The 10,933-nt window shown below is 63.4% G+C and carries 10 protein-coding genes; 5 read left to right on the top strand and 5 right to left on the bottom strand.

Annotated features, from left to right (window positions below):
• Window positions 1–21 precede the first annotated feature (21 nt).
• A complete protein-coding gene (locus NW863_RS10435; RefSeq protein ID WP_414366195.1) occupies window positions 22–465 on the bottom strand; it encodes a hypothetical protein in 444 nt (147 codons plus the stop codon).
• Window positions 466–820: 355 nt separating this feature from the next.
• On the opposite strand from NW863_RS10435, the gene NW863_RS10430 reads away from it, so the two are divergent.
• Together NW863_RS10430 and NW863_RS10425 are read left to right on the top strand one after the other, a co-directional pair.
• A complete protein-coding gene (locus NW863_RS10430) occupies window positions 821–2,401 on the top strand; it encodes a M28 family peptidase (RefSeq protein WP_414366194.1) in 1,581 nt (526 codons plus the stop codon).
• A gap of 17 nt (window positions 2,402–2,418) precedes the next feature.
• A complete protein-coding gene (locus tag NW863_RS10425) occupies window positions 2,419–2,916 on the top strand; it encodes a cupin domain-containing protein (protein WP_414366193.1) in 498 nt (165 codons plus the stop codon).
• Here the strand turns inward: NW863_RS10425 and NW863_RS10420 are convergent.
• From NW863_RS10420 to NW863_RS10405, 4 genes are all read right to left on the bottom strand, one after another.
• The gene (locus tag NW863_RS10420; protein ID WP_414366191.1) at window positions 2,913–3,203 is read right to left on the bottom strand and encodes a hypothetical protein; all 291 of its coding nucleotides are present in this window, start codon (window positions 3,201–3,203) and stop codon (window positions 2,913–2,915) included. The two genes, NW863_RS10425 and NW863_RS10420, sit on opposite strands and share 4 nt — an antisense overlap.
• 84 nt (window positions 3,204–3,287) lie before the next feature.
• A complete protein-coding gene (locus tag NW863_RS10415; protein ID WP_414366190.1) occupies window positions 3,288–4,052 on the bottom strand; it encodes a RecB family exonuclease in 765 nt (254 codons plus the stop codon).
• On the bottom strand, window positions 4,045–5,436 hold the full coding sequence (locus NW863_RS10410) for a GAF domain-containing protein (RefSeq protein ID WP_414366188.1): 1,392 nt from the start codon (window positions 5,434–5,436) through the stop codon (window positions 4,045–4,047). Before NW863_RS10410 ends, NW863_RS10415 begins: the two co-directional genes overlap by 8 nt.
• A gap of 144 nt (window positions 5,437–5,580) precedes the next feature.
• A complete protein-coding gene (locus NW863_RS10405; protein WP_414366185.1) occupies window positions 5,581–6,588 on the bottom strand; it encodes an iron-containing alcohol dehydrogenase in 1,008 nt (335 codons plus the stop codon).
• 201 nt (window positions 6,589–6,789) lie between these two features.
• On the opposite strand from NW863_RS10405, the gene NW863_RS10400 reads away from it, so the two are divergent.
• The 3 genes from NW863_RS10400 (at window position 6,790) to NW863_RS10390 (ending at window position 10,842) form a co-directional block, all read left to right on the top strand.
• Window positions 6,790–7,974: a hypothetical protein gene (locus NW863_RS10400; RefSeq protein ID WP_414366182.1), complete on the top strand. Its 1,185-nt coding sequence runs from the start codon at window positions 6,790–6,792 to the stop codon at window positions 7,972–7,974.
• Window positions 7,975–8,220: 246 nt separating this feature from the next.
• Window positions 8,221–9,498 (top strand): hypothetical protein, encoded by a 1,278-nt coding sequence (locus NW863_RS10395; protein ID WP_414366196.1) that lies wholly within the window; start codon window positions 8,221–8,223, stop codon window positions 9,496–9,498.
• Window positions 9,499–9,630: 132 nt separating this feature from the next.
• Entirely contained in the window at window positions 9,631–10,842 is a 1,212-nt protein-coding gene (locus tag NW863_RS10390; protein ID WP_414366181.1) for a hypothetical protein, read from the top strand.
• Window positions 10,843–10,933 lie beyond the last annotated feature (91 nt).

Genomic DNA, 10,933 nt, shown 5'->3' with positions numbered 1-10,933 from the left:
GTATGTGAGGTGGGATGGGGGTCAGTGGTTCATCTCTGAATAATCGGCTCTCAGCAGCGCTGCTGAGAGAACAATATGAACCAGAGCCAATAACTCCAGCAAATAGAGTGAAATGGTAAATGCATCTGGATTGTTCAAAAGACTGAACACCGAATTAATGAGAAGAACCCCTGTAGAAGCAAAAAGTACTACATCCTGCTGCGATCTTGAATGCAAAACATCGTTAGAAGCGAGGGAGAAAGAAGCGACGAGCGTGATAAGCACGCATAATACGCCAATTGCAACTGTGAACAGTCGCATTGGGGAATGCTCTGTGTCATATATTACAAACATCACAAATGCATTAACAAGGCAGATTAGTGCCACCGAAAGCAGGAAGAGTCTAAACCTTCTCGGTGCGTCGCTTCTGCTAAGCAGCGAGAGTAGCAAAGCGATGAAACTCAGAGCAGACGCTGGCGTGTCCATCTACTCACCACCGTGTATCGTGCCCAGATTGACAATCTCCACTAAGCTGCTTGCCTCTACCAAGTTCTCTTATGAGAATGAAGATGTAAAGCAAGAGCGTTGACACACCAACAACTATCAATAAAAACCTTATAATGTCTATAAATTGGGCTATAGGCGTTCCTGGATAGGCGATCTGGACACCTCTTGCGAAGAATCCAGCGAAAAAGAACCCTATACCTACCCACATAAGCCTTCTCATGGTAAACCTATCCAGCCTCACTGGCTCATACTCCCTGACAATACCTGCAGTAGCCGTAGTATACCTAATTATCAAGCGTATGCTCAGCACGCGCCCAGTAGGTACAATACTGCCATGAGACGCTTTCTATCGCTGAGCCTTGCGCTGTGGCTGATGTGGGCGTGGGCGGACGCGCCCGCGTGGATCAGCCGCGCCGAAACCATCACCCCGACCGACCTGCGCGCCCACTTGGAGTTCATCGCCTCCGACGAGCTGGAAGGGCGCGACACCCCCTCGCGCGGACTGGAGTTGGCGGGGATGTATATCGTGTCGCACCTGCAGCGCTGGGGGGTGAAACCCGCAGGCGAGAACGGAACTTACTACCAGACGCTGCGCTTCCGCACCGACGCCATCAATCCCGCCGAGACGCGCATTCGGATTGGCGGGCAGAGCTTCGAGTACGGGGTGGGCTTTGTGGCGCGCCCTGTGGCGTTGAACGCAACCGCGCCGCTGGTCTATGTCGGCAACGGCTGGTCGAACCCCGACAAGGGCATCGACCCCTACGCGGGGCTGGAGGTGCAGGGCAAGGTGCTGGTGGTGCAGGCAGGCTACCCGAAGGAGGTCATCGAGCAGGGGCTGGACGCCGCGCAGACCGCTGGCTGGCGCTCGCCCGAACAGAACGCCGAAGAGAAGGGCGCGCTGGCAATCCTGCGCATCGACCCGTCGGACATGGAGCGCATCGAGCGGATTGCCCGCGCGTGGAGCCAGCGACGCACGCTGGAAGGTTTAGATCGCGCGAGTCGGGTTCCCGTGATTGTCGCCTCCGCGCCGATGCTGGACGCGCTGTTTGCGGGCGAGCGGGTTTCCGCTGCCGAACTGATTCGGCGGGCGAACGACAACGACCCCGCGCCATCCTTTGCGCTCAGCCCCAACAAGCAGATGAGTATCACGCTCAGCGTGCAGACGCGCACGGAGACGGCACGCAGCGTAATCGGCGTCGTGGAAGGCTCCGACCCTGTGCTAAAGCGCGAGTATGTCTCCATCGGGGCGCACTTAGACCATGTGGGCGTCGCGGCGCGGGGCGAGGATCGCATCTTCAACGGCGCGGACGACAACGGCTCTGGCTCGGTTGCGCTGCTGGAGATTGCCGAAGCGTTCGCCACAGGACCGCGCCCGAAGCGCTCTATCCTGCTGCTCTGGTACGCGGGCGAGGAGCGGGGACTGCTCGGCTCGCGCCTGTTTGTGGAGCGACCGACCGTGCCGCTGGAGAACATCGTCGTGAACCTCAACATGGACATGGTGGGGCGCAGCAAGCACGCGGGCGACACGAACCCGCGCAACCGCGACCTGTCGGGACCGAACGAGGTCTATGTGATTGGACCGAATGTCGCCAGCCCCGACATCGGCGCGGTACTCAAGCGCGTGAACGACCAGTACCTGCGGATGGAGCTGAACCCGATGTACGACTCGCTGAGCCACCCCGAGCAGCTCTTTTTCCGCAGCGACCACTACAGCTTCGTCAGCAAGGGCATCCCTGCGGTCTTCTTCTTTTCGGGGTTGCACGCGGACTATCACCAAGTGACGGACTCGGTGGAGAAGATCGACTTCGAGAAGATGGCGCGGGTGGCGCGCACGGTGTTTGGGCTGGCGTGGGAGCTGGCGGACGCGCCAGAGCGACCCGCGCGGGTGAACCTTGAGGCGTTGCGACGGCGATGAAACCGAGCGCAGAGACGATGGCGCAGGCTGCCGAGGCGCTGCAGGACGCGCTTCGGCGGCTACATATCCCCTTCGACGCGGCGCAGTTCCAGTGGCAGGGGATAGTGCCCGTGGCGTACAAGGAGCATACGGGCGACGCACGCGGCATGGGCTGGCGCGGGATTACACGCTACAGCCTCGGGCGCCCGCCGTACATCGAGGCGGGATTCGCACTGCGCTACTTTGAAATCGCGCCCGATGGCTACTCCAGCTTGGAGAAACACGCGCATGTGCATCTGGTGGTGGTGGTGCGGGGGCGCGGGCGCGCGTTGGTGGGCGAGCGCGTGTTCGAACTCCAGCCGCTGGATATTGTGTATGTGCCGCCGCTTGTGCCACACCGCTGGGTGAACCCCTACAGCGAGCCGTTCGGGTTCCTTTGCACCGTAGACGCCGAGCGCGACAAGCCGCAGCCCGTCTCCGGTGCGGAGTGGGACGCGCTGCGGGCGAACCCTGAGACCGCGCCGTATGTGTTTTAGGGGCGGTTGATGCGCAGCGGCTCCTCGCCTTTGCGCAGCCAGCCGCGCTGTCGGGCGAGCGCCTCACGCCCCAAGTCGGTCTGCACGCGCTTCAGCTCCGCTTCTAAGGCGCGCTCTTCTGCGTGCAGGTGCGCCAGCCTCTGCTCCAGCTGGGCGTTCTCGGCGCGCAGCGTGCGCCAGTGGGCGAAATGCTCGGCTGTGCGCGGGGTCATCCCAATCAGTAGCCCAACCGCAATCAACCAGAGCGCAAGGCTCCAGATTCCGTGAAACCTCCTTGTTCGTGCCATCTCTCCGCTCCGTTGCGCTAACTATACCACAGGCTGTACCCGATTCCTGCTGGTTTTACAAGCGATTGGACAGAAAATGTGGGGTTATTCGGCGGGATTAAGCCCCAAATGGCGCACGCAGAGTTCCAGGAACTCGCACCCCGCGCAGTGGGGAATCCAGCGCGGCGCAAGCGTGTCCCAGTCCTCGTCCAGAATCTGCGCAACCAGCGCGTCGAGCAGCTCGCGGAACTCGGCGAGCGCGTCGGCGTCCAGCGGCACGGCGACCTTTTTGTTGGGGCGCAGGGCGTAGATCGCAATCCACAGCGGGCGGTCGGGGTAAATCTCCTGCAGCAGCAAGGCATAGCAGTGCAGCGCGAGGTCGTTGCGCACCTGCTCTTCGTCGACCTCGGCGCGCCCGCTTTTGTAGTCGATAATCTCCAGCGTGCCGTCGGGGTGTTCGTCGACGCGATCGATGCGCCCCGTGAGGATGTAGCGTCCCATATCGCGCCGTAGTGTCCGCTCCGTGAACAGCACGACCGCTTCGGTAGGCTGCGCGGCTTGCGCTTCATAGTATTGGCTTGCCAGCGCGTGCCCGTGCTGCTTGAACGCTTCGCTCTGCTGCGCCGATTCGAAGCCCGCGTCGCTCCAGAGGCGCTCCAGCGCGTGGCGGAACTCGTCGGGCGAGAGTTTCTCCGCGCCGCCTGCGGTGTGAAAAAACTCCAGTGCGCGGTGCAGGTTCGCGCCGAACGCGAAGGCTGGGTTCGGACGGCGCATCAGCTGCCCGTAGGGGGTCATGTACGCCCAGTGGTACTTGACGCGGCAGGTGAGGTAGGTTGTGAGCTTGGTGGGGCTGAAGGTCGGCTTACGCATGCGTGCGCTCCAGCGTGTGCAGGCGCAGTGCGCCCGTGTTCGCAAGGGTGAACAGCAGCTCCACTTCCGACAGGGTGAACTCGCGCGGGGTGGTCGTGAGCAGCAGAATCGTGCCCAGTGTGCGCTCGGCGACCTGCAGCGGCGCAGCCAGCGCGGAGGCGAACCCGCCGGGCAGTGGCTCCTTGAGGTTCTGCGGGTGCTGTTCCAAGTCGGGCGCAGCAATCGGCGCGTTGAAGGCGTAGACCCAGCCAGGCAGGCTGTATTGCGCGTCGGGGCTGTGCGCCAGCAGCGTCTCGCTGAGCGGCTCGACATACACGGGCGCAAGTCGGTCAGGCTCGCGGCGGCTGGGCAGGTACACGACGGTGTAGTCGTGCGGGATGAGTTCGTGCGCCGTGCGGCACAGCAGGCGCAGCACTTCGCGCAGGCTCTGCGTCTCGCCCAGCTGGAGCGACAGGTCGTACAGCTTCGCCATGTGCTGGGCGCGCTGGGCGGTCTGCTCGTACAGCAGCGCGTTGGAGAGCGTGAGCGCGATGTGCCCCAGCAGGGGGGGCAGCCACTCCAGCGCGTCGGGCGCGTCGGCGGGCAGGGCGACCGCGAGCAGTCCCAGCGGCTGCTCGGCGAGCGCGAGCGCGTAGGCGCGGTAGCGTCGCCCGCCCCAGACGGTCTCCACAGGCGCGTCCGTCCAGCTTGGGGGCAACTCGTCGGGCGCAATCTGTTCGGGCAGGGCGTCCCCGCCGTACTGGGTCGCCAGCAGCAGCGCACGGCGGTTCTCGTCGTAGAGCCACACGCCGCCGCCTTCGGGCGCGACCTTGCGCATCAGCGATTCGACGGTCTCCAGCGCGTGCGGCAGGCTCAAGTCCGCGCCGAGTCGCTTCGGCAGGCGGCTGAGCCACCCCAGCGCGCGCTCGCGCTGCTCCAGTTGGGTCTGCGCATGCTGCAGGCGCAGCAGCAGCTCGATAGGGGTGGCGATCTGCTCCAGCAGGTCAAGGTGCGCGTCGTCGAACGGCGTGGGGCGGTTCAGCAGGGCGAGCGCGCTTTTCGGCAGGCTCGGCAGCGGGATGGCGATGCCTGTGGCGATTGCGCCAATCGGCTCTTGGTAGGTCTCGGCGGAATAGCGCCACACTTCGCGGTTCAGTAGGGCGGGGGCGACGAGCGCGTCGGCAGGGCGCAGGCGGAAGCCGCGCAGTTCGTCCGCGCGCTCGCCTGCAACATAGGCGAACTCCACCTGCTCGCCGCTGGGGTCGGGCAGGAACAGCACCGCAACCTGCGCGGCGGTCGCTTCGAGCAGCCAGCGCAGCGCGTCTTCAATCGCCTCGCCTGGGGGCGCGCCCTGCTCTAATCTCGACAGCCACACGCCCCACGCAGGCTGACCCGCGTCGCCCAACGGTTATCTGCCTCCTGTAAAAAGATTGTACCTGAAGGGACAAGCGACGAGATGAGGGCTTCAGAGGGGCGAGCCGCAAGGCAGAGGAGGCAACCTTATGGTCGTTGGCGACGGTTATGTTGCAGGCAAGCAGAAGGGAAAACGCTACCCCCGTACCCATCCCACCGCCTCTCGCGCCTGTTCCCGCGTGATAGGCATCTCCATCAGGGCAGTGTACGGCAAGCCCTCCTCGCGGGCGTAGTCGGGCGCGCGCAGCACCGCCGCCACCAGCGCGTCCGCGCCGACCTCCGTCAGTATCGCGCGGTACTCCACCCCGCAGGCGTCTGCCAGCGTGCGCAGCTCGTCGGGCGCGTTGCCCTGCAGGTGCGCCATCACGAGCGCGCACAGCGTCACCGCCGCGCCGTGCAGGTAGGTGCGCCCCGTCAGGTACTCCAGCGTATACAGCAGGTGATGCTCCGACCCCTCTTCGGGGCGGCTGCTGCCCGCCTGCAGGCACAGGTAGACCTCCTCGCAGAACAGTTCGGTCAGCAGGCGCACGCCCGCATCGCTGACGGCGTAAATCTCGCGGCTCTGCTCGCGCAGTCGCTCCAGCAGCGCCGCACTCTGCTGGGCGATTGTCGCGTCGTAGGGTTCGCCCGTGCGCGTGTGCGCCAGCCGCCAGTCGTGCAGCGCGGTGTGTATCGACAGGAGGTCGCCCACCCCGCCGCGATTGAGGTGCGCGGGCGCGGTGCGAATGAGCGCAGCGTCGACAACAATCGCTTCGGGCGCGACCTGCCCGGTGTAGTGAATGCGTCCGTCGCGCCGTACCGCCGCCGAGTCGGTGAACGGCGCGTCGACGGTCAGCGCGCTGGGAACCAGAATCAGCGGCAGCCCCGTGCGCCACGCGAGGTACTTCGCCGTGTCGATGGCTGTGCCGCCGCCCAGCCCGATCATCCGCCCGACGCCGTCGAACGCCTCGCGGGTGTTCAGCAGCGCGTCCAGTGCGCGGGCGTCGAGGCTCTCGGCGCGGGCGAGGCTGCGCGGGTTCGCCGTCAGCCAAGGGCGCGCCGCGAACCACGCCTGCGGGTCAACCACCAGCAAACTCGCCTCCAGCAGCGGGTTGAGGCAGGCGACGCTCTCAAACTGCACCCACTGCAACGGATGGACAAGCATAGCGATACTGTACCTGATGGGTGGTCAGACTCTACCACAATCCCACTGGCATTTCCCCGAAAATTTGCTATAATTAAGGCAGCCCTATGCCGCACACTCTACGCAGGGCGGAAGGAGGACAGAACGATGATAAGACGAACTTTCGGGCTTCGCAACGGAGTAGCGCGTTTCGCAGTTGTATGGAGTATCGTATCGGCGTCGTTGTTGCTGGCGACCGCAGGCTGGTCGCAGACCTTGACTTGGCTCGGCACGCTGGACGGCAATTGGAGCTATGCTTCTGGCGTTTCGGCGGACGGCTCAGTGGTGGTCGGCTCTGCTCACAACGCCGCTGGGTATTGGCGCGCCTTTCGCTGGGTAGCGGCGGAAGGAATGCAAGACCTCGCCACGCTGGGCGGCCCAGAGAGCGGGGCTTATGGCGTTTCTGCCAATGGCAGTGTGGTGGTCGGCGGGGCTAGGAACGCCTTTAGGCGGTGGCGCGCCTTTCGCTGGGTAGCGGCGGAAGGGATGCAAGACCTCGCCACGCTGCCGAGCCGCAATTCGAGCGCGGCTTATGGCGTCTCTGCTGACGGCAGTGTGGTGGTTGGCGCGGCTTTCGACGCCGATTGGTGGTCCCCCTTTCGGAATCGGCGCGCCTTTCGCTGGGTAGCGGCGGAAGGGATGCAAGACCTCGCCACGCTGGGCGGTCCAGAGAGCGAGGCTTATGGCGTTTCTGCCGACGGGCGAGTGGTGGTCGGCTGGGCTCACGACGCCGCTGGGCAGCCGCACGCCTTTCGCTGGGAGGATGGCGTGATGCAAGACCTCGGCACGCTGGGCAGCCTCGTAAGCGCAGCTTTAGGCGTTTCTGCCGACGGGCGGGTAGTGGTCGGCTGGGCTCACGACGCCGCTGGGCAGCCGCACGCCTTTCGCTGGGAGGATGGCGTGATGCAAGACCTCGGCACGCTGGGCGGTCCAGAGAGCGAGGCTTATGGCGCCTCTGCCGACGGGCGAGTGGTGGTCGGCAGGGCTCTCAATGCCGCTGGGCAGTGGCGCGCCTTTCGCTGGACGCAGGCAGGAATGGAAGACCTCACTATCACCTACGCCAGCCTGCTGACCCCGGGCTCGGTTCTTACTTGGGCTAGGGTTATCTCCCCCGACGGACGCTATATCGTGGGGAGAGGCTACAACGCCGCCACAGGGCGCGACGAAGCCTTCCTGCTGGATACAGGGACAACGCGCCGTGACGGCGATGTGAACGGCGATGGCTGCGTGGACGACGCTGACCTGCTGCAGGTACTGTTTGCGTTCGGCAACACAGGCGCGAACCTCCCCGAAGACCTCAACGGCGACAACACTGTCGACGACGCCGACCTGCTGGAGGTGCTGTTCAACTTCGGCAGCGGGTGTTAGCCCTCACCCCCAGCCCCTCTCCTACAGAATGGGCAAGGAGTGGTGTTTTGCCCTCGCCTACGCCGCGCCGCGAACCGCGCCTGCAGGTCCACCACCAGCAAACTCGCCTCCAGCAACGGATTGAGGCAGGCGACGCCTTCAAACCGCACCCACTGCATCGGATGGACAGGCACAGCGATACTATACCTGAAAAGTGGAGACGAATCTCTGCAGAATTCCTTGACATCGCAAAAAATATGCTATAATATGATAGCCTGCCCTGACACGCAGGCAATACTAATAGGAGGTGTCACCATGAACGGTGGCAGATACATACGGTTGTACACGCCGCTAAGCGCGAGCGTTCTGTTGTTAATCGCGACCGCAGGCTGGTCGCAGTCTCTGACTTGGCTGGGCACGCCAGGCGGCGATGAAAGCCTGGCTTATGATGTTTCCGCCGATGGCTCTGTGGTGGTCGGTAGAGCCTCATTCCGTTATGACTATTCTTACTACCGTGCTTTTCGGTGGACGGCGTCTGAGGGCATGCAAGACCTCGGTACACTGGGCGGCAGTGAGAGCTGGGCTTTTGGTGTCTCCGCCGCTGGCTCCGTCGTGGCCGGTAGGGCTCACAACGCCGCAAACCGGTATCGTGCCTTTCGCTGGACAGCGTCGGGGGGCATGCAAAACCTCGGCACGCTGGGCGGCGATGAGAGCTTGGCTTATGATGTTTCTGCCAATGGCTCCGTCGTGGTCGGAGTGGCTCAAGACGCCGCTGGGCAGTATCGCGCCTTTCGCTGGACAGCGTCGGGGGGCATGCAAAACCTCGGCACGCTGGGCGGCGGTTCAAGCAGTGCTTATGGCGTTTCTGCCGACGGCTCAGTGGTGGTCGGCGGATCGTTCAACACCGTAAATCGGCGTCATGCCTTTCTCTGGACAGCGTCGGGGGGCATGCAGGACCTGGACACGCCGAGCAGTGCTGGTAGCGAGGCTTATGGCGTTTCTGCCAGTGGCTCCGTGGTGGTCGGCAGGGCTGGCAACGACGTATTAGGGTATCGTGCCTTTCGCTGGACAGCGTCGGGGGGCATGCAAAACCTCGGCACACTGGGTGGCAATCAGAGTGAGGCTTATGGCGTTTCTTCCGATGGCTCGGTGGTGGTCGGCAAGGCTCGAAATACCTCAGGTGGGTATCGCGCCTTTCGCTGGACGGCAACGGGCGGAATGGAAGACCTCAATGCCACCTACGCCACCTTGCTGACACCTGGATCAGTGCTCATTGAGGCGCGTGCCATCTCCCCCAACGGGCGCTATTGTGTGGGCTATGGACGCAACGCCGCCACGGGGCGCTACGAAGCCTTCCTGCTGGATACGGGCTTTCCGTTGCGCGGGGATGTTAACCGCAACGGCTGTGTGGACGACGCCGACCTGCTGCAGGTGCTGTTCGCGTTTGGCGCACAGGGCTACCGCAACGAAGACCTCAACTGGGACGGCGCCATCGACGACGCCGACCTGCTGGAGGTGCTGTTCAACTTCGGCAGCGGATGCTGAGCTGTGTATCGAATCAGGGCGCGTCGCCGCGCCCTGACCCTCATTCCTACTTGACATTTCTTCCAAAATGTGCTATAATACACTTGCCTTGTGCGTGCAGCACGGTGCAAGGCAAAACCGAGGAGGTTTATCATGAAACGAGCGACACACATCGTGGTGCGTGCGCTATTGAGCGCGAGCGTTCTGTCATCTCTTGCGGCGATTGGTTGGTCGCAACAACCCTCGATTACTTGGCTCGGCACACTGGGCGGACCATATAGCTTCGGGCATGCAGTGTCTGCAGACGGTAAGGTCGTCGTTGGATACGCGCACACCAGTCGTGACGATGGGCGTCAGTTCCGTGCTTTTCGTTGGACAGCCGAGACGGGAATGGTCGATCTCGGCAACTTCTCAAGCGTTTTCAACACCAGCTGGGCATGGGGAGTTTCTGCGGATGGCAGCGTTGTGGTTGGGCGCGCCCAAGACTGGTCAGGGTACGACCGCCCATTCCGATGGACGCCAGCAGGGGGGATGGTCGATCTCGGAACCTATCCTGGCGGACCTTCGGGGCGCGGCACCACCACGGCGGTCTCAGCGGATGGCACTGTCGCCGTCGGCTTCGTCGATTATTTCTCGGTGGGCACTGTTCGCGCGTTTCGCTGGACAGTGTCCGGTGGCATGCAGCAACTCAGCAACACGGGCAACTTTTATGAGGCGTATGCTTTTGCAGTCTCGGCAGACGGCAGCGTCGTGGCAGGCACTTACTACACCGGTCCGAACCATATGCGCGCCTTTCGCTGGGAAAATGGCGTCGTGCAGGATCTGGGCGATTTGGGCGCTGGTTGGAGCGTTGCACGGGGAATTTCTGCGGACGGCACAACGGTCATCGGCTGGTCTGACCACTCGAATCAGCGGCGCAGTTTCCGCTGGAAGAATGGGCAAATCCAAGATTTCGGCTTCAGCTTCGAGGCGTATGCGGTCTCGGCGGACGGCTCGATTGTCGCTGGCAGACCTGCGCTGCGCTGGCGTGAGCCGGGCATCGTGGACAACCTGAACGCTACCTACGCCAGCATTTTGGGCGGGTCGGTACTCTACGGCGTGCGCGGCATGTCCCCGAATGGGCGCTACCTTGTGGGCACAGGCTACAACGCTGCCACCCGCCGCGAGGAAGCCTTCCTGCTGGATACGGGTTTCCCGTTGCGCGGGGATGTTGACCGCAACGGCTGCGTGGACGACGCCGACCTGCTGCAGGTGCTGTTCGCGTTCGGCGAGCGCGGCTACCGCAACGAAGACCTCAACTGGGACGGCATCATCGACGACGCTGACCTACTGGAGGTGCTGTTCAACTTCGGCAGCGGGTGTTAGCCCTCACCCCCAGCCCCTCTCCCACAGAGCGGGAGAGGAGCGCGTCTGCCTGCGTTTCCAAGCCAATTAAAGCCCAAATGTAAAAAATAAA

It is taken from the genome of Synechococcus sp. B60.1, from assembly GCF_047462555.1.
Taxonomy (GTDB): Bacteria; Cyanobacteriota; Cyanobacteriia; order Thermostichales; family Thermostichaceae; genus Thermostichus.
The sequence above is the reverse complement of the archived record's forward strand: the minus strand, read 5'-3'. Positions and strand labels throughout refer to the sequence as shown.